This window comes from Psychrobacter sp. P11G3 (genome assembly GCF_001435845.1).
GTDB lineage: Bacteria > Pseudomonadota > Gammaproteobacteria > Pseudomonadales > Moraxellaceae > Psychrobacter.
The window spans coordinates 1,806,713-1,832,792 of record NZ_CM003596.1; the positions used below are offsets into that span (position 1 = coordinate 1,806,713).

Sequence of the window (26,080 nt, forward strand, 5' to 3'; positions counted from 1 at the left end):
TTTGCATCATTTTGCATCGTTAAGAATAAAATGGGTTGAGTCGTTGCTGGCAGGTTTATTAAGTAGACTATGATTTGGGTAGGCTGTACCATTATTTGTACATCATAAATTTTGCTGTATCAATGATACTCTCATTATCCCGATACTATGCGAACCTTACTTTTCTACTTGACCAAAGGCCCTTATATGAATACCTCATACCGTCAATTTCGTTCTATTGTAGGGCTGATAATGATGACCTCTACCCTAGCTGTTTTAACAGGCTGTAATAGCGTGTCGCCCACTGTGCATAGCGATAGCCACAGCACAGTTAAATCAGTTGCCAGTACAACATCTAATTTGCCAACTATTGAAAGTAATATCTTGGGTGACAATGTCTCAGCAGACAATTTTTCAACAGATAAAGTTTCAACAAACAAGGTTTCAGCGGATTACGCTACTGCCGACTACGATAAACGAGCACAAGGCTATGATTGGATTGGCGTAATGGTACGAGCAGATGGTGATCGACAGATTGACATTAAAGTTCGCTCACGCAGCGATATCAAAAAACCTACTTGTCATTTCGATGGTAAGGCGACATTAATGGGACAAGATACTGCTCACGGTACGATTTTTCAGTCAAAGGTAAATGACAGTACGACTTTTCTCCAATTTAAGGACGATAAGCTCATCATCGACAGCCCAGATAAATATGCACTGAACTATTTTTGCTCAGGTGGTGGCTCGCTTGCTGGAAAATATAAAAAGCTGGCAGCAGGTTTAGAGATTTAATGGACAGCGCTAGTATGTGTTAGGACGTGCTTTTCATTTTAAAAATAGTGATAAAAATAAAAAGGTGCCAGACCATAAGTCTGACACCTTTTTTACGACTGGTTTAGTACGAGTTATTTATACTGATGATCAGTCTTTATACAGCAGATGCACCCGTTAATTTAACTTCAGCACGCTCTTCTTTTGCGATACCAGCATAGTAGTCACGCAAAATCTGTAGTACTTCTGGACGGCTAAAGTTATCTGGTACATCTTCGTCTTCTGATAGCGCTTTACGCAGCTTGGTACCTGACACTTTAACGTGCTCAGAGGCGTCATGCGGGCAAGTCTTATCAGAGGCCATCGCATTACAAGCGTTACACCAGAACGTCCAGCCAATTTTGAGCGGCTGAGTGATAAGGTCATCTTTACCAACGTGCTCAAAAATCGTTTGCGCATCAAACGCACCGTAGTAATCGCCGACACCCGCATGATCACGACCGACAATCAGGTGGCTACAGCCATAGTTTTGACGGAATAGCGCATGTAGTAACGCTTCACGTGGACCAGCATAGCGCATATCCAACGGATAACCTGCTTGGATCACGGTATCTTGTCTAAAGTAGTTATCAATTAACGTTTTAATAGCTTCTTGACGGACTTCTGCTGGGATGTCACCAGGTTTCAATGCGCCTAATAATGAATGAATCAGTACACCATCACAGATTTCAATCGCAATTTTAGCCAGATACTCATGTGAGCGATGCATTGGGTTGCGCGTTTGGAATGCCGCTACTGTTTTCCAGCCTTTAGCATCCAAAATTGCGCGCGTTTCTGCTGGCGTTTTGTAGATTTCTGGATATAACGTTGGGAACTCGCCTTCACTCAATACTTCAACACTACCGGCAATATTGACGGCTTCTTGGTTCAATACTTGCTGTACGCCTGGATGCTCTGAATCCGTGGTCGTGAATACTTGCTGACACTCGTGTTCTTTATCGATGGTATAGGTTTCTTCTACCGTCAAGATACCCATGACTTCGCCATCTTGAGCGACCAATGCTACTTTGTCACCTTGGCTCAAATTATCCGCCGTCTCTTTTGGCGCAGACAAAGTGATAGGAATTGGCCAAAACAAGCCAGCGTTTTCACCGCTTTGCAGACGCATGTTGTCTACCACGCCCTGCCAGTCCGCTTGATTCATAAAACCATTTAACGGAGTGAAACCGCCGATACCGAACATGATTAAATCGCCACGCTCACGTGAGCTTAAGGTAATGGTTGGCAATGTGCTGGCAAGTTCTAATGCTTGATCGCGTGCTGCACTTTCTAACAACAGTGGCTTAAGCTCTGCACTACCGTGTGGAGGAACCAGCTTTGATTTGAATTGGGATTGGGTTGGGCTTTGAGTTTGAGACATATAGTTATTAAAACCTCTTATAAAAAGAATGGTTGGAAGAGATGAGCAAAAATGCAAAAGCGATTAAATGTACAAAACTGAGAAGAAAGCCGTCGCTAGATAATAAATAGCGCGCTATCGATTGGGCATTAAATTTGTTACGCATAGGCTACCTAACTTTCATTATGAAAATTTATGCTGTGTTTGGATATGGATATGTCTGAAAGGAATTTATGTTTCTGGGTACAAGCTTATATGATGTATAGCTGAATTATTTACATTGCGAACGGCAATAAAACCTATTACACACGCAAATCATTTTCGTCGCTGATTTTAAGATTAAAAACAAAACTGAGATTACGTCATGTATCAATATAATTACGCTGACCAGACTTTGGTAGAGGAACGAGTTGCCCAATTTCGCGACCAAACCGAGCGGTTTTTGGCAGGTGAGCTGCCAGAAGAGCAGTTTTTGCCATTGCGGTTGCAAAACGGCCTGTACATCCAGCGTTATGCGCCGATGTTGCGTATCGCCATTCCTTACGGATTGCTTGCCAGCTACCAGTTGCGCAAATTGGCCGAGATTACTCGCAAGTATGATAAAGGCTATGGTCACTTCACGACGCGTACCAATATCCAGCTGAACTGGCCAAAGCTAGAAGATGTGCCAGATATCTTAGCTGAATTAGCCTCAGTACAGATGCATGCCATCCAAACCTCAGGCAACTGTATTCGTAATACCACCACCGATCCATATGCCGGTATTCATAAAGAAGAAATCGCTGACCCACGTCCTTATTGTGAAATTATCCGTCAGTGGTCTACCTTCCACCCTGAGTTTGCTTTTTTGCCGCGTAAATTTAAGATTGCTGTGATCGGTACCAATGATGACCGCGCGGCAACCCAAGTACATGATGTCGGTCTACACGTAAAAACCAATGATGAAGGTGAGATTGGTTTTGAAGTATTGGTTGGCGGTGGTCTAGGACGTATTCCTGTCCTTGGTAAAGTTATCAATAAGTTCTTGCCACGTCAGCATCTGCTGAGTTATTTAGACGCTATCTTGCGTGTCTACAACTTGCATGGTCGCCGTGACAAAGGCAGCAAATACAGATCACGTATCAAAATTTTGGTCGAAAGCATGGGCGGTCCAGCGTTTGCCAAATTGGTCAATGCTGAGTGGGAAGCTCATACCAAAGATGGTCCGCTTACCTTGACTGATGAGAACTTTGCAACCGCGACTGGCTTCTTTAGTGAGCCTGATTATGTCTCATTCGATGCGCTACAAGTACAGTCTGAGCTACAACAGCAACTAAACGCTGATAAAGACTTTGCCAATTGGTATAACCAAAACACCGTAGCGCACAAAATAGCTGGCTATCGTGCCGTGGTTATTTCTCTTAAGGCAGGTTTGGTCGATGGCAAATATGTACCATCCGGTGATGTCAGTGAATCACAAATGGATGCTCTGGCTGACCTGTCTGACAAATACAGCTTTGGTGAGCTACGTGGTACTTATCAGCAGAATCTAGTATTCGCTGATGTGGAGACCAATAAGCTTTATGAGTTATGGCAGCAACTATCAGAATTGCATTTAGCGCGCGCAAACATCAATACCCTAACAGATATGATTGTCTGCCCAGGTTGGGATTACTGCTCGCTTGCCAATGCAACGACGCACAACATCGCTGAACAAATCGAAAAACAGTTCGATGACCTAGACTATCTATATGATTTGGGTGAGATTCGCCTGAACATGTCTGGCTGTATCAATGCTTGTGCGCACCATCATACAGGCGATATTGGTATCTTGGGTGTCGATAAAAAAGGTGAACATTGGTATCAGATTAGTCTTGGCGGCAACTCTAGCGACGACGCCAAACTTGGCAAAATCTTAGGCAAATCTGTGCCGGCTCTTGATGTTGCCAGCACCATACAGCAGATCGTTGATGTCTATGTGGACTTACGTGCCAGCACTGATAACGATGTAGAAAGCTTTGGGCAATTGGTTGAGCGCGTTGGTATTGATCCATTTAAGGAGAAGGTCTATGGCTAATCACCATATTTTGGACAGTCATGGCGTCGATATTGGCAGTCAAGATACATGGCATGTGCTTACTACTAATGCACTGCCAGAGAGCATGGTATCGACTAACATTACGTTGCTTGAGCTACTACAAAAACAAGAAAAGCCTGACGTCATCGTGCCACTTGTTGATCTGTTAGATACAACAGGCGCACAAGCTGGTGGTCTGATCAAAGAAGTTTATGAGCTGATCGTACAGCACAGTAGCCGACTTGGATTGTGGGTTACTGCCGATACTTACGCTGATGCATTAGAGGGACTTAGTGAGTTCTTATCAACGCACGCACTTATCGTGATTGACGCACCTAAGTTCGCTGATGGCCGTCACTTTAGCTTTGCACGTACGCTGCGCCAAATCGGTTATACAGGCGAGATTCGAGTGGCTGGCGCGTTTGGCCGCGATCAAATTGCTTATATGCTACGTGTGGGCGTTGATAGCTTTGTATTGAGCGAGCATGACCTAGAAGCCGATTCTAAATTTGGCATTGAGCAAGCCTTTACTGCCCTTGCTAGTAGCTATGACGGTCGAAGCGCTTCAGATTTACCGATGTTTGCACAACCGTCAGAGCCTTCAGTCGCATAGTTTTAGCACTGACTATTAATTTTATAGTAATACCCAATATTTTTAATCAACACTTTTATATTAACAACAATTAAGGAACGTATGATGAGCCAATTACACCCAAACCTAGACCTTGATCAAGCCAACCAAGACCTGCAAGGTAAGTCGCCTGAGCAAATCGTTGAGTGGGCACTGACTCAAGCAAAAAATCCAATCATCACGACCAACTTCCGTCCGTATGAATCAGCAATTTTGCACTTGGTTGCCAAACAGCGTCCTGATATCACGGTATTGTGGGTAGACTCAGGCTACAACACTGATGCTACTTATCAATTTGCCAACAAGCTTATCCATGACTTGAACCTAAATGTCGTTACCTACATTCCTAAGAAAACAGCTGCTCACCGTGACGCGACGATGAATGGTATCCCAGGTATCGATAACCCACAGCATGACGAGTTCACTGAGCAAGTTAAGCTTGAGCCGTTCCGCCGTGCGTTAGATGAGTTAAAGCCAGATGTGTGGTTCAATGCTATTCGTAAAGACCAAACTGAGTTCCGCCAAGGTCTTGACGTACTTAGCTTGTCAAAAGACGGCGTGCTAAAAGTAGCGCCATTGTTTGAAAAGACCGATGCTGATTTAGACGTATATCTAGAAGAGCACAACTTACCAAACGAGCATGACTACTTTGATCCAACTAAGGTAGAAGAAAGCCGTGAGTGTGGTCTACATACCCAGCTATAATCTTTGATAACCGCTCGCAGCATTCTGCAACACTAAAAAAGCCCTCTCGTTTTGAGAGGGCTTTTTTAGTGTTGGGAAGATACGTAAGTATCGTTCGTTATTGTTGACGACTACGTTGGCAACTACTAAAGTTATTTGCGACCTAGCACCCAACCGCCATCCATCAAAACGTTAGCGCCTTGCATATAATTAGAATCATCAGATGCCAAAAACACAGCAAGTGCAGCAATCTCTTCAGGCTTGCCAGCACGCTCGGCAGGAATACGCTCTAGACGTTCATCCTCAATACCCTCAGTCATGGGTGTTTTTATAAAACCTGGCGACAATGTATTAACTTTAATACCCTGACTACCAAAATCGAAAGCCAATTGTTTCGAGAACCCCAAAATGGCGTGTTTGGATGTCACATATGCTGAGCCACCCGGTCCTGCCATTTGTGTCGCTTGCGAACCGACATTAATAATGGTGCCGCCACCTTGCTGAATAAAATGCGGAATCACCATTTTGGAAGCCAGATAAGGCGCCTTGACATTAATCGCCATCAATTTATCGTAAAAATCCTCTTCTAGCTCAACAGCATTATCATAAGCGTCATGAATACCAGCACCGTTGTACAAAATGTCAATCTGACCATAAGTCGTTAATGCTTGGTCAACAACGGCTTGAATGTCGGTCTTTTTCGTCACATCAGCTTTGACAAAAATGGCGTCTTGATTGTGATCTCTAATGTCTTTGACGATTCGATTGCCGTCTTCCTCATCGCGTCCTGTAACGACTATTTTAGCGCCTTCTTTAGCAAACGCTTTAGCCGTCGCCTCACCCAACCCTGACGTGCCACCAAATAAAATCGCGACTCTGTTTTGTAGTTTCATAGTATGCTTACTCTTTTGAATTATTGTTATACGATTAATTGTCTTAAGACATGCTAGCACAGCCTAATTTTGGGATATGTTAGCGTGTGTTAGCTTACTTATTCATTTGAGCAAGTAAGTTCATCTATTCCTATTAGCAAGAAAAATATCAATTAATATTTCAAAAATGAATATACTAATGCCAATTCACTACGTGAGAGTATGTCTTTGATACCTCATAATGGCGGCATCCCTTATACCTTCTCTACCCTTTATAATAAACAATTAAATATATGGTGACACTATGAACACCTTCCCGCTATTTTTTAAATTAGAAGGCCGTAAAGTGCTTATCGTGGGCGGCGGCGAAGTGGCACTGCGTAAAGCTGACTTGCTCAGTCGTGCAGGTGCCTGCATTACTATACTTGCACCTGATATCAGCCACGAGCTACAAGCTTTGCTAACTGATGATAAGCACCAATTTATCTATGAGAATTATAATATAACCTATATGTCAGGCGCACGAGTAATCATTGCCGCGACTGATGATGAAATGCTGAATCACCAGATTCATGCAGATGCGACTGAGCTAAACATTCCAGTCAATGTGGTCGATACGCCGCATTTATGTGACTTTATCTTTCCAGCCATTATCGATCGCAATCCTATCGTGATTGGTATCTCATCAAATGGTAAAGCGCCTGTGCTGGCACGTCTATTACGGGCACGCCTTGAGACGTTAATTCCGCAAGGCTATGGAAAATTAGCCAAGCTGGCAGGTGAATTCCGCAGTGAGGTAAAAGCCAAAATACCAACGCTTACTGGCCGTCGTCAGTTTTGGGAGCGCGCGTTTGAAGGCCAAGTCAGTCAGCTCATGTTCGCCGGTAATGAAACTGAAGCGACTGCACAGTTAAAAGCTGATTTGGATAGCACTGCCGCTGCTATCAGTAAGAAAAGCGACGATACAGACTCGGATGCCATCAAGCCCGTCGCATCGAATGAGTCAGAAAAAAGCTTACCAGCCGTTGGTGAAGTCTATATTGTGGGCGCAGGCCCGGGTGATCCAGAGCTTCTGACCTTCAAAGCCTTGCGTTTAATGCAGCAAGCGGACGTGGTGTTTTATGATGCTTTAGTCTCACCGCAGGTCTTAGACTTATGCCGCCGTGATGCTGATAAAGTGTTTGTCGGTAAAAAACGCAGCAATCATACGGTCGCGCAATTAGGTATCAATGAGCTACTTGTCAATCATGCCAAGCAAGGTCGCCGTGTCGTGCGTTTAAAAGGTGGCGATCCATTTATCTTTGGACGTGGCGGCGAAGAGATAGAGAGCCTACGAGCAAACAATGTACCTTACCAAGTCGTACCAGGTATCACCGCTGCCAATGCCGCTGCTAGCTATGCAGGCATTCCGCTAACTCATCGTGACCATTCACAGTCAGTGCGTTTTGTGACGGGGTTTTTGAAGGCTGGCGCGCCCAACAGTAACTTTACAAGTTTCTTAAATACTGATGAGACGGTCGTATTTTATATGGGTCTGCACTCGCTGGCACGTTTGACTGAAGGCTTGGTTGATGCTGGACGCAGTAGCGAGACACCGATTGCTATCGTCTCTAATGCGAGTATGCCCAACCAGCAGGTATTGACCGGTACGCTTGCAACGATTGTTGCCAAACAAGAACAAGCACAATTGCCAACGCCTGCCCTTCTCATTATGGGCGACGTGGTCAGCTTGCATCATGATTTAGCTTGGTATAATTTGCAAAATCAGCAGCACAGTCAAAATAGCGATGACATAGCTAAAAATTGGTTGCGTGAAGGGTCAAGAGGTGAAGCAGTAAAACAACCAATAGACCAACAAGCTCATGCCCTATCGATGGTCGCAAATCTTGCGACGCAGCAAGGAGATGGTCTGGAGCAACTGATTATTGACTAGCGCTTACTGCTAACCTGTAAAAAGATGAGTCCTAAATAAAAAGAAAACCCTACCAGGATATTATTGGTAGGGTTTTCTTTTGGCAACAGCGCAAAACGCAACGATTCTTGCTAGAATGAAGACTTTCTACTGCTCATACTTATAGTCTACTTATGCCCATACCTGATGCTAGCTTGCCTTCCTCTTTAACCACGCAAATGAAACCTTTGACCATATTGCATACTTCAGACTGGCACTTGGGGCGACGTCTATATGGGCGTCTTCGCTATGAAGAATTTGAGTCATTCCTGCATTGGCTACAAGATACCATCAGCGCGCAAAAAGTAGATATATTGATCGTCGCTGGTGATATTTTCGATACCATGACCCCAAGCAATAAAGCCCAAGCGCTATATTATGAATTTTTGGGTAAGGTCTCACGCTCCTGCTGTCAGCATGTGGTTATTGTCGCAGGTAATCATGACTCACCGACATTTTTAGACGCGCCAAGCAATGTGCTTAAGTTTTTGAATGTGCATGTGATTGGTACTGCTTGTGATGACTTGGACGACGAAGTATTGGTCTTGGGTGATGACGACAACAACCCTCATTGTATTATTGCCGCTGTGCCCTATCTGCGCGATCGGGATGTGCGTAGTAGCAGCGCTGGCGAGTCCGCAGATAGCAAAGACGCCAATGTTATCGCTGGTATTTGCGAGCATTATGACAATGTTGCAGACATTGCGAAAGCTAAGCAAGCCGACTTAAACAAAACGCATCAGCGATATATTCCTATCATCGCCACAGGACATCTATTCGCGTCTGGTGGCAAAACAACCGAGGATGATGGTGTGCGCGAGCTATATGTCGGCTCACTAGGTAAAATCTCCGCCGATATGTTCAATGATGGCTTCGATTATGTGGCACTTGGCCATTTGCACGTGCCGCAGCGTGTTGGCGGTCGTGAGAGTATTCGCTACTCAGGCTCACCTATCGCGATGGGTTTCGGAGAGGCCAAACAGCAAAAGCAAGTATTACTCGTACAGTTTGGTGCTGCAGAACATTTTAATAATGGCAACTCAGAGCTGAACGTCGCACCTGATAGTATTACTCCTTATGCCATCAATACAGCTGCTGATATCGAAGTCGTCAAAGTTCAAAAAACAGTAGAAAAACTGACAGAAAAATCCGCTAAAAAAGTGTCTAGTCAGGAACTGCCTTTCATGGATGACTTGTTTAGCTTTGATGAGCCTGCAGAAGATGAAGCAGTGGCACAATCTACTGCCATAGAAAATACTCCTGTTCAGCCTGAGCAATATAAAAGCATTCGAGAAACTTCTACTGACGCCGTGATTAGCAATAAAATCCTACATCGCGATGACGCTAATCAAATGCAAGTAGTATCCCTACCCATCCCAAAGTTCCAACAATTGGCGCAAATATCTGGTGACCTAACCACGATTGATCAAACCATTAGAGCGCTTACGCAATCGGACTCTATTTGGCTAGAGGTTGTCTATACAGGCGATGAGATTGTCAGTGGGCTAAAAGATAAAGTTAATGAGATGGTAGAAGGTACAGTGTTTGAAGTGCTAATAACTAAAGACTCCCATTCCTATAATAAAGTGCTCAATCAGCAGCAGACTTCCGAGAACTTGCAGGACTTAAATGAGATGGAGGTTTTTGAGCGCTGCTTAACGATAAATGATGTGGCTGATTCTCAAAAAGACTCATTGCGCGATGCTTATGGCCAGATACTTTATAACTTACGTCATGAAGACAAACAGGCAGAATAATAAAAGCGACATATCATGACCACACTTCCTAAATTTTTCGCAGTTGCGGCTATTACTAATATTAAGACTTATCCATGCGCCTAATCGAACTCAGACTAAAAAACCTCAACTCCCTCAAAGGCGAATGGCATATTGATTTTGCTGATACTGCCTTTACCAATGAAGGCATTTTTGCTATCACTGGGCAAACAGGCGCCGGCAAGACCACCATATTGGATGCTATTTGCTTAGCGCTATATGGTGAGACGCCAAGGATTAATAGTATCAGTAAGAGCAGCAATGAGGTAATGACGCGGCAGACGGCAGAATGTTTCGCTGAAGTAGTGATTGACTTAAATGGTGAGCAATATCGCTGCCGCTGGGGACAGCGCCGTGCTTACAATAAAGCAGACGGTAATCTACAAGATGCGACTCATGAAATCGCTAAGATAAACGTTGATGACTCGTCAAAAGACGATGAGCTGTTAGAGAGCACCTTAAAGCATACCAAAAATAAAATCATTGAGCTGACTCGGATGGATTTTCAGCAGTTCACTCGCTCTATATTGCTAGCTCAGGGTAGCTTTTCAGCATTTCTAAAGGCAAAGGCTGATGAACGCGCAGATATTTTAGAGAAAATCACTGGCACTGATATTTATGCGACTATCTCAACACAGGTTCATGATAAGAAACGTACCGAGGAAGAAATTCTTAATAAGCTGCAATACGGTTTAGATGGCTTGACGCTCTTAAATACCGATGAAGAAAATCAGTTAAAAGCTGACTTGCAGTCATATCAAAGTGCCCAAAGTGAGCAGCAGCAGACCATTCAAAATTTGGCCGAAAAAATAAAGTGGCTAGATAGCGTCACAGAGTCAAAAGAAAAACTGAATATTTATCAAAGTGACTTGGTGCAGGCTCAGCAAGCGCAGCAAGATTTTATTCCTAGTGCCAAACGCTTAGTCGCTGCTAATAAAGCGTTGGAAATTGACAGTCAGTTCAGCCAACTTGTCCATAGTCGCGATAACCTAAAACGCTTGCAAGAAGAACAGCAGCAGATCAGTAGCATCTTACCGCAAAAACAAAATGACTTAGAGCAAGCAACCACACATCTAGAGATAGCAAAAACTCATACACAAACTGCCCACGAAGCTTTGCAAACGGCTCTACCCAATATTGCGCAGGCGCGTAGACTAGATATAGATATTACGCAGAATAAGCATGTCCTAAAAGATATTGAGCAAAGACAGCAAACTCTAACGAGCAGCACTCAACATCTAAATAAAGAGATAGACAACCATAAACAACAGGCTGCACAAAATAAAACCCAGCTCGCAAGTGTCGAAAGCTATCTTAATGACGCCCATGAATTAAACAATATCGATAGTGACATAGCGAACTTCAAAAGTCATTGCGGCCGACTAAAAGTAGTATTGCAGGAGAATACCGCCCTATCAGATGATAAAACAAGCCAGCAGCAACAGATCCACCAGTATCGCGCCAATCTTGACGCCTTAAATCAACAGAAAAAGACAAAAGACACCACCATGTTGTCTATACAGGGTAAATTGTTAACGTTACAACAAGAGCAAGCAGCATTAACCCAAGTGCAGTCATTGGTTGATATGCGAGATGAGCAAGAGCAGATTGATGATATCAACCGTCAACTTGACCAAGTGAGCGTTAAGACAAAACAGCACGATGAGCTTAGTGTACAAGTAGAGAAAATAGTTGCGACCTTGCCAGTAATGAGTAACGACCTCAAGAAGCTGGCAGGCTTAATCGCTGATAATGAATCGGCGCTCGGCGCTGCCAAAGAAAAGCGTCAAGACAAACAAACCCAGCTGCATTTACTACAAAAAGTCGCTAAATTAGAAGACTATATCGCTGACCTAAAAGATGGTCATCCCTGCCCGCTTTGTGGATCGCTAGAGCATCCTTATAGTGCAGACCACCCACATTTGATACAAGAAACGGAAGCAACGCAAACTCAGCGGCAAATAACAGAGCTGGATACGACTATATCCAATTTAGAAGATACTTTATCTAAACATCGTATTACTCAAGCAACTGTACGGCAGCAGTTTGTGCAAGCGGAAGAACAACAAACCCTGCTAAATCACCAAATACAAAAGTTGAAGACAGAGATCGACCAGTTGGTCAGTTCAGTACTAAATAAAGGCTACTCTCAACTTGTTGCTGAAACATTAAAACCGTTGATGCAGATTGAGACGCATGTAGATGCGCTGTCATTATTAGACAGTATCAAAATCGAGCTAGGTAAGCGTAGAGAATCTCTCAAAAATACGTTAACTCAATATGAAACGCTTAGCGAGTCGCTCTCTACGATGCGTAATGACATCGAAGCGTTAGACAAGGAGCAGCGTGAGCTAACCAGCACTATTAACGAGATTGAGAGCAATAGTGAAAAAATAGCATGGGCTATAGAAAACTTAGACAAAAAATATCATGATAATTTTTCTGAATTGACCGTGCTCAAAACCGATATATTAGCCCTGTTAAATAAATATTCCACTGACAAACATCAGTCAGATGCAAAAATGGCGATACGTTCTTCACTGCAATCATTACAACCGCTGATAACCAGTATTGAAAGTCAAACCATACTAAGCAATGTGGACGCTCAGGCGCATATCAATACTCTGCGCCAATCTCACAGTACCCTTTTAGAAATCAAGAAACAGTTTAACGACTACAGAGAGGATCAACAAAACCTAAAAACATCACTCGGTCGTCTAGAAACACAAGTTGAGACCAAGCAGTCTCAACTCGACAAAGAAGAAAATGAGCTTATTAAAATTTCTCAACTCGCGGCTGAAAAAGCGAACATGCTTGAGCAATTAAGAACAAATAGAGATGAGGTCTTGGCAGATAAAGATCCTGAAGCAGAAGAAAAGCGTTTACGTGATGCCTTAGATCAGGCTAAAGCCACGCAGATCTCTGCGCAAAGGCAGCTAGACAATGCTGAGCACCTACTTAGTCAATTGCTTGATAAGCAGCGTCAGGTGACTGAGCAAGTGACCACAGTACAGGGAACACTCAATACTCAAGAGGATAGCTTTAAGTTAATACTTGCTACTTCTGATTTCTCTGATGAAATAGATTTTACTAATGCGCGCCTGCCAATTGATGAACGCAACACACTTAAACAGCAGCAACAGCATATCGATTATGCGCTAAAGCAAGCGCAGTCTTTACTGGATGCAACACAAAAAACACTTGCAGATAAACAAGCCAATCCGCTGACAGTAGACGATAGAGAAACGCTTGCCCAACAGCAATCACAAGCCCAAGATGAATTTAACAAACGAATTGAGTCAATCGGTGCAATCAGTCAGCGTCTAAAAGACAATGAAGATAAGAAAAACACTCAACAGGCGCAGCTTGATGCCATCACTATGCAAAAGGAAAAATTGCAAGTTTGGCAACAATTGCATAAATTGATTGGCTCATCTGATGGCAAAAAGTTCCGTACTTTTGCTCAAGGGCTAACCTTTGATCTCATGGTCACTCAAGCCAATACGCAGCTGCAAAAAATGAGCGATCGCTATTTGCTGGCCCGTGATGATAATAGTCCACTTGAGCTAAATGTGATTGACAACTATCAAGGTGGCGAAATTCGCAGCACTAAAAACCTTTCGGGCGGCGAAGGTTTTATCATTAGCCTAGCGTTAGCATTAGGACTCTCACAGATGGCCAGTCAAAATATTCGGGTAGATTCGCTATTTTTGGATGAAGGGTTTGGTACATTGGATGAGGAATCTTTAGACATTGCGCTTGATACGCTGACCAATCTACAGCAAGAAGGTAAATTAATTGGGGTGATATCCCATGTTCAGGCGCTAAAAGATCGCATTTTAACCCAAATTAAAGTCGAAAAGCTTTCGGGTGGATTTAGCCGAATTAGTGGCCAAGGGTGTCATAAAGTCGTCAGTGAAAAAGCATCATAAGTTAATCACTTTAATACTTAATACTTAATACTTAATACTTTCAATGAAACTATTTCGTTTGGACAATGAAAAACCACCGAACATGAAGGACGGTGGTTTTTTTGTGAGACAGTTTGGGAGTGATATTATGTCATTACTTAGTAACTAAACCACTAAGCTCACTCATCAATACTGACAACGTTGAAAGACCGATTTGACCTTCTTCATCGTTGCTATGCAGCTCATCTAACTTATGCATCTCTGTGGTGACTGCTGCAAGCTGATCGACGTGTCTAGCTCTCCATTCACTAAATGCTTGTTTAGCATCTGGTTTTGAGAGTACCGCATCCATCAATAGACGCAAGCTGCGTGACAGCTCGTTCACTAACGCATGACGTGCACGACGATCCCAATAATCTTGCTGTGGTAGGCTGGCAATATTTTCCATCATCCAGTCTAACTGCAACACTTGATAAGCTTCAAAGTATAAAGTTGCTATCTCATCGACAGGACGCTCGTATTGCTCAGCAAGCAATGCAGCGTCAAGTGCATCGACATGGTACGGTAGCATTGCAAATAGCGTAGCGTCATTATCAGACAGCTCTTTTTGCATCAAGCGTTTGGTGTCTTCTTGCAGATATTGGGCAAATTGCTGCTCGATAAAACCACTTGGCTTGGTCAATTTTTCAACGCTTTCACTAAAGCGGCTAATCATATCCGCGACTTGCAGATTTTGACCAAAGGCGTTGATAAACCAGACCACACCGCGCTCAAGTGAATCACGTAGACGTAGCTCAAGATTTAGCAATAACGTCGCCTCAACTTGATTGTCTAGGGCTTCAAGTGCTTTCCAGGCACGCGATACGTTGAATACATCACGGCTAATCGCATAACCACGTACGATAGTGGCTAGTGATTGATCGGTTTCTTCAAAGAGACGGAATAGCGCTTCAATACCTAAGCGGTTGACCACACTGTTGGTCAAGTAAGTACTGATAATCTCGCGATGCAAACGATGCTCAGTCATCTCGTCAAAGAAGCGTGAAGCCAATTCATCTGGGAAGTACTTACGTAGCTCATTGATAAAGTACGGATCATCTGGTAAGTCAGACAATAATAGATTGTCATAGACCCACATTTTGCCATAGGCCAAGACCACTGCTAGCTCAGGATTGGTCAGACCAGTATCCGCTTTTTGACGTTTCGCAATCTCTTCATCTGATGGTAGATACTCAATCGCACGATCCAGACGCCCTTCACTCTCTAGCATCTGAATAAAGCGCTGATGATCACTCAAATTAGCTGCGGCACGGATATGGCTTAGCTCAATCGCTTGTGGTTGCAAGTAGTTTTGACGTAGTACCAATTCTGCTACGGTGTCAGTCATACTCTCAAGCAGCTCATTACGTTGCTTCAGTGTCATATCGCCTTGCTCGACCACTTTGCCGAGTAGGATTTTGATGTTGACTTCATGATCCGAACAGTTAACACCGCCTGAGTTGTCGATTGCATCTGTATAGATACGGCCGCCCGTTTGAGCGTACTCGATACGACCTTGCTGAGTTAGACCTAAGTTACCACCTTCACCAACGACGGCTGCGCGTAGCTCATTACCATCGATACGCAGCGAGTCATTCGCACGGTCGCCCACGTCAGCGTGCGTTTCGTTTGCACTTTTGACATAAGTCCCGATACCACCATTCCAGATCAGATCGACAGGTGCTCGTAGTAACGCACTGATCAAATCATTCGGTGCAAGGCTGTCTTCACTGATATCGAAGAGCGATTTCATCTCAGGGCTGATAGCGATGGTCTTGTCTTGGCGTGAGAATATACCACCACCTTGGCTGATTAATGATGCTTCATAATCTGCCCATGATGAGCGTGGTAATTCAAACAAGCGTGCGCGCTCAGCGTATGAAGCCGCTGTATCTGGATTAGGATCAATAAAGATATGCAAATGGTTAAAGGCAGCAACGAGCTTAGTATGCGTTGATAGCAACATACCATTACCGAATACATCCCCACTCATGTCACCAATACCGACAACGGTGAAGTCATCACGGTTTTGGATGTCCATACCGCGCATACGGAAGTGACGTTTGACCGACTCCCAACCACCGCGAGCGGTGATACCCATTGCTTTATGGTCATAACCTACTGAGCCACCTGATGCAAAGGCATCATCTAGCCAGAAGTTGTACTCTGCTGCTAACGCATTGGCTATGTCAGAGAAAGTAGCTGTGCCTTTGTCTGCTGCAACAACCAAGTACGGGTCGTCCTCATCATGGCGTACCGTGTTGGCTGGCGGGACAATAGTACCATCGACAATGTTGTCTGTGACATCAAGCATACCGCGTAAGAATGTCTGATAACAAGCGATACCTTCTGCTTGGAACGCCTCACGACCATCAGCCATGCTCTTAGTTTTTACAATAAATCCGCCTTTAGAGCCTACAGGGACGATTACTGCGTTTTTGACCATCTGTGCTTTGACAAGGCCAAGTACTTCTGTACGGAAATCTTCCATACGATCTGACCAGCGCAGACCACCACGCGCGACTTTGCCGCCACGTAAGTGCACAGCTTCGACGCGTGGTGAATACACAAATATCTCAAACATTGGCTTTGGTTTAGGCAAGTTTGGAATGTCTGCTGCCAAGAATTTAAATGACAGACGATCTTTGCGTTGACCATCACTATCCACTTGATAGAAGTTGGTACGTACCATCGCATTGATCAAATCTAAGTACCAGCGCAAGATACGATCTTCATCCAGGCTATCCACATCTGCTAACGCAGCTGTGATTTGCTCTTGAATGGTAGCAGCCTTTTCTTGACGTTCTTCTTCGCTATACTTAGGATTCATACGTGCGTCAAACAAACTACCTAACGCGACACTGATATCACTGTTTTTGACCACAGTTTGCTGAATATAAGCACTAGAGAATGGCGCACGTGCTTGCAGCATATAGCGAGACAATGCACGCAATACGACGACATCATAAGTATCGAGCTTAGTCGTTAATACCAATTCATTAAATGAATCGCTTTCAACACGACCTGCCCAGATTTGCTTGAGGCTGTCTTCGAACTGACCACGTACTACTTGCATATTGACCGTATCGACATGCTCTAGGGTCAGTTCATACTCTTGCATCCAGATAGGCTGCTCTGGCAAGTCAAACTCATAAGTCTGTGCTGAGATAACTGACACACCAAAGTTTTCAAGTATTGGTAATACTTTTGACAAGATAACCGGCTGCTCGCGACCGTATAGCTTTAGGTGGAGCTGGTTACGTGCATCGCCTGTCGACTGGTATAAGTGCCAAAGCATTGGTTGCTCTGCGGTCAGTCCTGCCAGACGCTTCGTGTCTTCGACTGCGGTACGAGCATCAAAACGCTCTTGGTAGGCAGCAGGAATATAGTTTAAGAAGCGACGATTTAAAGCATTGGCTTGTTGTTCGCCCACATTGTCGAGTAGCATTTTTTGATAATTATCATCCCATGATTGCATGAGTGCTGATAATTTGGCTTCAAGTGTAGCGATATTGACGTCATTTACTTGGCCAGGCACGGTACGTACGTGAACGTGTACACGAGCATGCGCAGATTCATTGAATTCAGTAGTAAACCCTGAAGACATACCGTTATAGGCGTCTTTTAAGACGTTTTGTACTTTGATACGTAGCTCGGTGTTGAACTTATCACGCGGGATATAGACCAAGCACGAAACAAAACGCTGATAATGGTCAATACGGCTAAATAGACGTAAGCTCTTTTTGTCTTGTAGTTGAGTAATGCCCGAAACAATTGGGTATAGCTCTTCGACGCTGGCTTGGAACAAATCATCACGTGGCAAAGTATTAATCACATGCATCATCTTGTGATGAGCGTGACCGTCACGTGGCAAGTCTGCCATTGCCATAATCTTATTGGCTTTTTCTCGCAATAGCGGTATTTGCTGTACAGTGAGCTGATAGGCTTGTGAGGTAAGCAAACCGATAAAGCGGTATTCACCAATTAGGTTACCGTTATCATCGAACTTATGAATGCCCAAAAAGTCCATATATACTGAACGATGCACAGGTGACACACGGCTTGATTTAGACAGCATTAACACGCGTGGCTCAGTCAACAATTGCTTTAATCCTCTAGGCAACTGGCTAAAGCTTTCTGATAGCTTATCTTTCTCAGAACCACGTAATAGACCGAGGCCACTGTTACCAATCGCAAATAAATCTAAATCGGTCGGCTCAGAAGTCACTTCGATAGACTGACCACCTTCTAAGCGGTATTCACGATATCCTAAGAATATAAAGTGATCGTCTAAGATCCAATCTAAAAATGCTTGGATTTCTTGTTGTGAGTAAAATACTTCTGGTAGCGGCTTAGTAGAAAGCTCAGTTTTAATGTCATTCAACTGCGCACGCATCTGCTTCCAGTCGCCAACGACCGTATCAAGCGTGTCAATTTTTGACATCAGCATCTGTTGAAGTGCTTCCAAGTCTTCGTTGTCTTGGTAAGCAATTTCACAATGAATCAATGACATATGTGAAGTGGCACTTTCATGTGCGCCTTCGATATGGGTGATATCACCATTGTCATCACGCTCAACACTGATGATGATGTTATAAGTACGATGAACATCGATACCTTCTGCTTCTAGGCTCATCAAAATCGTATCAACTAAGAATGGTCTATCATAAGCTGCGATTTGAATGACAGTGTGCGAGCTGTGAAAGTGCTGCTCTTCTGCTGCTGGGTTTAGTACTGTCAGCTGCGGCTTGCTGCCGTCGTAAGCTTTGAGTAGTGTAAAGTGATGTAGCGCCATGCCCGCCAAGTCAGCATTACTAATCGCCTCTGCAGTTTCTTGATGCAGCGGCTGATAATAGCTATGAATAAAATGATCAAATAGCGATTTGTCTTTTTGTACATAACTGGTAGCAATATCGCTTATCTGGCTAATGCGCTCTTTTGCGATACTGAGGGAGTTTGGCATTTCCTGCGTCCTTTTTTTATAGATTTGGTTTAACATTTATTTATTTAAGTTTATCGATTTAGATTGACTACTGTTACTGCATATTCATCATTGGTGCAACGGTGCAGTATTTCCATTCACGCGACTTATTTTATTTTTATAACAGTTAGAAATTTTCTCCTTTTTTGCTCTTATTTTTTATTAATATGTAGCCATCAGAATTTAATACTACCAATATAGTGAAGTGTAACGCACATAAGGCGCGAGCTAAAGTGTACAACATCATTTCATGAATCAGCGATGTGTCGATAACCTTTACTAATGAGACAATGCATTTTTAGACATCGATATGGATGATTCGGTGCTGGCAGGCGGATACTCATGGTAATTGAAGGCGTTTTTTTGTTAGAATATGCCAACATATTTAAGAGCGTACGACTCGCTCACTATTAACTTTAATGCTAAGGGCAAAAGGTATGATGAATATTTTGGTGGTTGGCTCAGGTGGTCGCGAACACGCATTGGCATGGCAATGTGCAAAAGATGACAATGTAAAAAATGTCTACATCGCTCCTGGTAATGCTGGCACCGCCCTTGAGCCTAAATGCCAAAACGTTACGCTAGAGTCTACCGACGCTGACGCAGGCGAGCATAGTGCTGTTATCGCGTTTTGTCAAAATAATGATATCGACATGGTAATTGTTGGTCCAGAAGCGCCTCTGGTTACGGGTATTGTTGATGCTTGTCGAGAAGCAGGTATCAAAGCATGGGGCCCAACAGCGTACTGTGCACAGTTAGAAGGCTCAAAAACTTTTGCTAAAGAGTTCATGGAGCAAAACAATATCCCAACCGCTGCTTATCAAGGTTTTACAGACGCAGTCGCTGCAAAAGCCTATGTCGATGAGCAAGGCGCACCTATCGTTATCAAAGCAGATGGTCTTGCAGCAGGTAAAGGTGTTATCGTCGCTGAAACGATCGAACAAGCACATGAAGCTATCGACGATATGTTAGCAGACAATAAGTTCGGTGATGCTGGTAGCCGCGTGGTTATCGAGCAGTTCTTACAGGGTGAAGAAGCCAGCTTTATTTGCATGATTGATGGTGACAACATTTTGCCAATGGCAACCAGCCAAGATCATAAACGTGCTTTTGAAGGTGATACTGGTCCAAACACTGGCGGTATGGGTGCCTACTCCCCTGCTCCAGTTGTTACCAGCGATGTTCATAACAAAGTCATGCAGCAAGTGATTCAACCAGTAGTCGATGCCATGAAAAATGCAGGCCATCCTTATACTGGATTCTTATACGCTGGTCTTATGATTGATAAGGCAGGCGACCCGTATGTCATCGAGTTCAATTGCCGTTTTGGTGATCCTGAAACGCAGCCTATCTTAATGCGTTTGCAGTCATCAATGATCGATTTGGTCGCACAAGGTTTGGCAGGTAAATTACCTAGTGAAGCCAAATGGGATGCGCGCCCTGCTCTAGGTATCGTTGTCGCATCAAAAGGCTACCCTGAAACTTCGTCTAAAGGTGATGTGATTGCAGGCTTGCCAGAGCTAGATCCTAACAACGACGAAGCTGTTAAAGTTTTCCATGCTGGAACGGCGTTTTCTAACGATAATGATAAAGAAGTCGTCACAAACGGCGGGCGCGTCTTATGTGTAACTGCGCTAGCAGATAGCATTTCTGATGCTCAGCAAGCAGCTTTAGCAGTCACCGCTGCTATTAGCTTCGATGGTGCGCAGTACCGCCGTGATATTGGTCATCATGCCATCACTCGCGAAAATGCTTAGCAGCTAAGGCATCCTAAGAGACATATTGAGTAACGTCTTGGGCAACATTTTAGATAATGCGAAGGTTTTGCTCAATATGTTTGATTAATAGTATTTCTGTATTTTATAGCTCTACATCATTATTTGACCTAGCATCATGCTAGGTCTTATTTTTTATTATCTTTTTGATACTGACCTATTGGCTATAAATAGATTTTTCTAAATTTTAATAGTCAGTAAGCTTGCTAATTATCAATAGTTACCGCTAGATATTGGCTTACAAAGTAACTATCAATGGCCAGTTCAGGCTCATAAAACCAACGCGCTTTATATGATACAATTTTGTACCTGTGCATCACGTCTCCCTTGTATTGTAGGTTTCGAACCCGCAAATCAATACCAATTGGATGAATGATTATACTTATGGCAAATGATACGTCTAAACCTTTTAGCAACAAGCAATCAATCGATAGCCTAAAAACCTCAGGGTTTGATCGTCGTATGTCGATTGCAAAAACTTCTTTAAATATTGGTCGTCGTTGGGCGGGTAATAGCGTGTCTGGTATGTTCTTAAATAAAGAAGCTCGTACTGCACGCAATCAAGCGTTTATGGAAACTCAGGCAAATTATCTGGCATCAGAGCTGGGTAAATTGAAAGGTTCGGTCGTCAAGATTGGTCAAATGCTAGCGATTTATGGTGAGCACATACTGCCGCCAGAGATCACGCGCGCTTTGCAAACCCTTAATGATGATACAGCGACATTAACTTGGCCAACGATTGAGCAAACATTACGCCAGTTACTGGGCAACAAACTAAACGAGCTAGACATTGATCCCGTCCCTATCGGAACGGCTTCTCTTGCTCAAGTTCATCGTGCGACCGTACTCGCCACTGGCGAACAAGTCGTCTTAAAAATTCAGTATCCGGGTGTGGCAGACGCTATCAACTCTGATCTTGCCTTGTTCAAACGATTGTTAAAAGTAAGTAATATCGTCCCTCAAACACGCGCACTCGATGCTTGGTTTGAGGAAATACGTGACCTACTCCATCACGAAGTCGATTATGAAGCGGAAGCGGCTACGACAGAACGTTTTTACGAGCGTTTAATTGATGATCCGCGCTATATCGTGCCTAAGATTAATCGTACTTATTCTAAAAAACGTCTGCTATGTATGTCATACGAGCCAGGTATCACTGTGGTCTCGGAAGCATTACAATTATTACCTCATGAACGCCGTAATGCCATTGGTCAAGCGGCCATAGAAATTATGATGCAAGAGATTTTTGTATGGGGTGAGATGCAGACAGATCCCAACTTTGGTAATTATTTGGTGCGCGTGAGCGAAAACGATAAAGATATCGATAGATTGGTTTTGCTAGATTTTGGAGCGATTCGTCAGTTTGATGGTAACTTATTAACGATTGCCCGTGGTTTACTACGCGCGGGATATCGCCATGATCAGCAAGCAATGAGCATTGCTATGAAAGGATACGACTTTTTCGATAGCATGAGTAATAAAGTACGTTCAGATATTGCTTCGTTATTTTTACTGGCGACAGAGCCTTTTAGTGATCCTGAGAAAAATCCCAATATCCCTAGCGAATGTTTAGATGAGCAGAATCGCTATATTTGGGCCAACAGTAAACTGCATTCACGCCTATCTACTACGGCTACACGTGCAATGCAGTCCTTCGAATTTAATCTGCCACCAAAAGAATTTATGTTTATTAGCCGCAAGTTTATCGGTGCATATACTTTTTTGACTGTTTTAGATGCGCATACCAACTCTAACAGTCTCGTAAAACCTTATTTATAAACCGTGCAAATTTTGAGCCGTCCTTTAGTGACGGCTTTTATTATTTCAGTTTTATTCACTTAGGCTATTATTTTTCGCTTATAGCACTTACCTGCCAATCATCAAATCTTGTCTTATACCACTTCGGCTTACGAATACTTAGCTCCCAACACACTTCTTGTCGGGCAAGATATTTCACTTCGAAATGAGTGCGCTGACTGGTCGCTGGTACTCGAGAACGTGTTGATGGTAGACACCATACTTTGGTTGCTTGATGTTCTGCATTGTCCATATAGGATTCGATATTAGTCACTAATATCACTTCTCCGCCCACTTGCAAACGTGATAATAGAAACTCAAAAAAAGGCATGTTCAACCATTGTTGATTTGGATTATGCTGTTCGGGATTGGGATAAAGAATGAAGATTTTAGCCAAGCTATTTGGTTCAATGGCATGCACTGTCCATGCAATCGCATCCGCGTGAATCGCATCTAGGTTTGATAGATTTTGTAGATTTGCTAATTTTGAGAATGCTTCAAATTTATTACGTGTGCGTTCAATGGCTATCAGATGCTTATCAGGATTTTGTGCGGCAAAGCTAAGTGCATGCTTGCCCTTCCCTGCTCCAATCTCTAGCATTAACGGTTTTTCATTTTTCTTGTCATTAATGATATTTGGAATAATAAAGTCACGCGGTGCTGACAGTTTTTGTGGTTGAAAGGCACGCTCTTGCTGATGCGTGAGATCAATATTGTCGGTCATCTACTATCCTTAAAGCATTTGTCTTTTGTCATTATTCGGCCCCATGCTATTATATAGTCAATCCAATTGAATAGTAATACAGCGATAGCGAGTACGCCTCGTTTCGTCGTAATTTAAATGACGGATGCGTTTTATACTTGTGCCATATGCAACCAATACTAATAACATTTAGGACATTGCTCTTTTCTTATGACTGACTCTACTGCAAATACGCCTCCAAAGACCTACCCTTGTCCACGTTGCGGTACTCAGACGGCCTGGCAAGACAATAAATATAAGCCGTTTTGTAGCAGTCGCTGCAAACTTATAGACTTAGGTGCTTGGGCAAACGAAGATTACACCTTACCTGCAGAAACCACGCCTTTTTCTGACGAGCTATAACCCACACTTTTACTCAATTATTATACCAAGGATGCTTTACATGTCTGCTACTTACCTGATGCCCACTTATAACCGTCAACCAATCAGCTTTACACGCGGTGCAGGCAGTTGGCTCTATACCAAAGATGACACGCCTTACTTAGATGCCTTGACTGGTATCGCGGTATGCGGCTTAGGACACTGTCATCCACAAGTCACTGACGCGATTCAGCAGCAAGCAGGTATGTTAATTCATACGAGCAACTTGTTCGGCATCGACTGGCAAGAGCGTGCTGGAGAAATACTATGTACCGCCGCCCAAATGGACAGTGTGTTTTTTGCCAATAGTGGCGCCGAAGCCAATGAAGCTGCATTGAAACTGGCACGTTTATACGCGTACAAGCAAGGTTTTAAACGTCCAAAAGTTATCGTAATGGAGCAATCGTTCCATGGTCGTACGTTATTATCTTTGTCAGCTACTGCAAATCCAAAAGCACGTGAAGGGTTTTATACACTAGATGAAGACTTTATTCGTGTGCCATTTGGCGATATCGAAGCTGTCAAACAAGCGGCTCAAGAACATGATGATATCTGCGCTATCTTTGTAGAGCCGATCCAAGGCGAAGGCGGCCTGAATACTGCAGCCAATGGCTTCACTTATCTTGAAGAGCTACAAGCAGAATGTGACGCTCATAACTGGCTATTTATGCTGGATGAAGTGCAAACAGGTAATGGCCGTACTGGTAAGTACTTTGCTTATCAACACAGTAACGCTCGCCCTGATGTATTGACAACAGCCAAAGGTCTAGGTAATGGTTTCCCAGTCGGTGCGTGCATGGTACGTGGCCGTGCCAATGGTTTGTTTGGTGCTGGTAGCCATGGCTCCACTTATGGTGGTACGCCATTGGCCAGCCGTGTGGTACATAGCGTGTATAACGTATTAGCAAATAGTAATATCATGGAAAACGCAGTGACTGAGGGTTTATTCATTAGAGAAAGTATCGTTGATGAATTTGGCCAACATGGCGTTAGTAGTCGCGGTGCAGGTATGATGATTGGTATCGCGCTACCTGAAGATATGGATTGTAGCCAACTGGTGGATCGTGCCCGTGATGAGCAAAAGCTGATCATCAATGTGACGGGTGGTCATGTTGTGCGTTTGCTGCCGCCGCTTAACATGAGCCGTGATGAAAGCACACAAGTCGCTGAGCGTCTAATCAATCTACTAAAGCCATCATTTTAAAGCATGCTTCAACGTTAATAACAGACAACAAAAAAGCCTATAGATGATTCATTATCTATAGGCTTTTTGCTAACTGCTTATTGCTAACTAAAAACGTTTCGTGCGTAGTGAGAACAACACTTAGTTTGCATGGAAGTATTTTTTCAGTACTTCTAGACAACGAGTGATTTTAGCTGGCTGTTGGTCGCGATTTAAAGTGACCGCATATAGCACAAAGCTTGGCAGTTGATAGCCAGTCAACACTTCTACCAACTCACCGCTCTCAAGCTCTTTTTTGACATCCATTTCTAACATTCTAACCAAACCGTGGCCTTCTTTAGCCAACGTCGTTGCCATAAACACGTTATTGGTATAGATACGTGAGTTCATTTTGACACGCGTTTTCTTTCCGGTTTCAGTCTGGATCATATCAATCTGATTGGCATCTTTCATGATTTCAATACAGATTAATTGATGCTCAGCCAAGTCTTTAGGCGTATTTAACTTACTGTGCTGACGCAAATACTGAGGTGAGGCAACCAATAGTTGGCGCACATCAGTCAATGGATGACTGCTCAGACTAGAATCATTAATCGATGGACTCATGCGAATGGCAATATCAATACGCTCATCAATCATATCAATATAATGATTGTCAGCTAAATAGGTGACGCTTAAATCATCATGTGCCGCCATCCACGTAGAGAGTGCTGGCAGTATGTGATTAACACCAAGCTCAGGCGTGGTCGATACACGCAAGCTACCTGCTAGCTCATCACGCAATTGATTAACTTTGATACGCCCTTGCTCTGCTGCACTGACGACATCTTTTGCCGCTTCATAAAAGCTCTCGCCAGCTTCTGTTAAGCTTAGCTTACGAGTTGAGCGATGTAGCAATACCACGCCAAGCTCGTTCTCTAACGAACGAATTTGCTGACTGACTGCACTGGTTGTAATACCTAGCTCACGTGCAGAGCCACTAAAAGAGCCATGTCCGACCACACTGGCGAACACAGCCATACCGCGTAAATTATCCAACATATTCTCACCTAAACGTCATTTCAGTTTTTAATATAACTTAACCATTATAACGACTTTGCATTCATCTTATCGTTATCAAATGGTTCTCTCTTGTTTGATAAATATATTT

At 43.5% G+C, this 26,080-nt stretch carries 16 protein-coding genes; 11 read left to right on the top strand and 5 right to left on the bottom strand.

Going from position 1 to position 26,080, the window contains the following annotated elements; genetic code table 11:
• The first annotated feature begins 186 nt into the window (after positions 1 to 186).
• Entirely contained in the window at positions 187 to 774 is a 588-nt protein-coding gene (locus AK824_RS13530; protein ID WP_156410695.1) for a hypothetical protein, read from the top strand.
• Between the two features lie 136 nt (positions 775 to 910).
• Here the strand turns inward: AK824_RS13530 and sat are convergent, their stop codons facing one another.
• Entirely contained in the window at positions 911 to 2,173 is a 1,263-nt protein-coding gene (gene sat, locus AK824_RS07295) for a sulfate adenylyltransferase (protein ID WP_057760268.1), read from the bottom strand.
• A gap of 343 nt (positions 2,174 to 2,516) precedes the next feature.
• On the opposite strand from sat, the gene AK824_RS07300 reads away from it, so the two are divergent.
• The 3 genes from AK824_RS07300 (at position 2,517) to AK824_RS07310 (ending at position 5,544) form a co-directional block, all read left to right on the top strand.
• Positions 2,517 to 4,208 carry a nitrite/sulfite reductase gene (locus AK824_RS07300; protein ID WP_057760271.1) on the top strand — a complete coding sequence of 564 codons (1,692 nt, stop codon included), beginning with the start codon at positions 2,517 to 2,519 and terminating at the stop codon, positions 4,206 to 4,208.
• Positions 4,201 to 4,821 carry a DUF934 domain-containing protein gene (locus tag AK824_RS07305; RefSeq protein ID WP_057760273.1) on the top strand — a complete coding sequence of 207 codons (621 nt, stop codon included), beginning with the start codon at positions 4,201 to 4,203 and terminating at the stop codon, positions 4,819 to 4,821. Before AK824_RS07300 ends, AK824_RS07305 begins: the two co-directional genes overlap by 8 nt.
• Positions 4,822 to 4,905: 84 nt before the next feature.
• Positions 4,906 to 5,544: a phosphoadenosine phosphosulfate reductase domain-containing protein gene (locus AK824_RS07310; RefSeq protein WP_057760275.1), complete on the top strand. Its 639-nt coding sequence runs from the start codon at positions 4,906 to 4,908 to the stop codon at positions 5,542 to 5,544.
• A 131-nt stretch (positions 5,545 to 5,675) separates the two neighbouring features.
• On the opposite strand, the gene AK824_RS07315 is transcribed toward AK824_RS07310, so the two are convergent.
• Complete coding sequence (locus AK824_RS07315) at positions 5,676 to 6,416, bottom strand: SDR family NAD(P)-dependent oxidoreductase (RefSeq protein ID WP_057760277.1); 741 nt, start codon at positions 6,414 to 6,416, stop codon at positions 5,676 to 5,678.
• A gap of 283 nt (positions 6,417 to 6,699) precedes the next feature.
• Here AK824_RS07315 and cysG point away from each other — a divergent pair, with 283 nt between their 5' ends.
• From cysG to AK824_RS07330, 3 genes are all read left to right on the top strand, one after another.
• Entirely contained in the window at positions 6,700 to 8,328 is a 1,629-nt protein-coding gene (gene cysG, locus AK824_RS07320; protein ID WP_057760279.1) for a siroheme synthase CysG, read from the top strand.
• A 152-nt stretch (positions 8,329 to 8,480) separates the two neighbouring features.
• Positions 8,481 to 10,103, top strand: a complete 1,623-nt coding sequence (locus AK824_RS07325) for an exonuclease SbcCD subunit D C-terminal domain-containing protein (RefSeq protein WP_227511132.1) — start codon at positions 8,481 to 8,483, stop codon at positions 10,101 to 10,103.
• Between the two features lie 74 nt (positions 10,104 to 10,177).
• Positions 10,178 to 14,053, top strand: a complete 3,876-nt coding sequence (locus AK824_RS07330) for an AAA family ATPase (RefSeq protein ID WP_057760281.1) — start codon at positions 10,178 to 10,180, stop codon at positions 14,051 to 14,053.
• A 133-nt stretch (positions 14,054 to 14,186) separates the two neighbouring features.
• Here AK824_RS07330 and AK824_RS07335 read toward each other — a convergent pair whose 3' ends face one another.
• A complete protein-coding gene (locus AK824_RS07335) occupies positions 14,187 to 19,034 on the bottom strand; it encodes an NAD-glutamate dehydrogenase (RefSeq protein ID WP_057760283.1) in 4,848 nt (1,615 codons plus the stop codon).
• Positions 19,035 to 19,492: 458 nt separating this feature from the next.
• Between AK824_RS07335 and purD the strand changes: the two genes are divergently transcribed.
• Both purD and AK824_RS07345 read left to right on the top strand, forming a co-directional pair.
• Complete coding sequence (gene purD / locus AK824_RS07340; protein ID WP_057762495.1) at positions 19,493 to 20,809, top strand: phosphoribosylamine--glycine ligase; 1,317 nt, start codon at positions 19,493 to 19,495, stop codon at positions 20,807 to 20,809.
• Positions 20,810 to 21,211: 402 nt separating this feature from the next.
• Positions 21,212 to 22,606 (top strand): ABC1 kinase family protein, encoded by a 1,395-nt coding sequence (locus AK824_RS07345; protein WP_057760285.1) that lies wholly within the window; start codon positions 21,212 to 21,214, stop codon positions 22,604 to 22,606.
• Between the two features lie 67 nt (positions 22,607 to 22,673).
• On the opposite strand, the gene AK824_RS07350 is transcribed toward AK824_RS07345, so the two are convergent.
• Positions 22,674 to 23,348, bottom strand: coding sequence for a class I SAM-dependent methyltransferase (locus tag AK824_RS07350; RefSeq protein WP_057760287.1), 675 nt, complete (start codon positions 23,346 to 23,348; stop codon positions 22,674 to 22,676).
• 189 nt (positions 23,349 to 23,537) lie between these two features.
• Here AK824_RS07350 and AK824_RS07355 point away from each other — a divergent pair, with 189 nt between their 5' ends.
• A complete protein-coding gene (locus tag AK824_RS07355; protein ID WP_057760289.1) occupies positions 23,538 to 23,729 on the top strand; it encodes a DNA gyrase inhibitor YacG in 192 nt (63 codons plus the stop codon).
• Between the two features lie 40 nt (positions 23,730 to 23,769).
• Positions 23,770 to 24,951 (top strand): aspartate aminotransferase family protein, encoded by a 1,182-nt coding sequence (locus AK824_RS07360; protein WP_057760290.1) that lies wholly within the window; start codon positions 23,770 to 23,772, stop codon positions 24,949 to 24,951.
• A 120-nt stretch (positions 24,952 to 25,071) separates the two neighbouring features.
• Here AK824_RS07360 and AK824_RS07365 read toward each other — a convergent pair whose 3' ends face one another.
• Positions 25,072 to 25,971, bottom strand: coding sequence for a LysR family transcriptional regulator (locus AK824_RS07365; protein ID WP_057760292.1), 900 nt, complete (start codon positions 25,969 to 25,971; stop codon positions 25,072 to 25,074).
• Positions 25,972 to 26,080 lie beyond the last annotated feature (109 nt).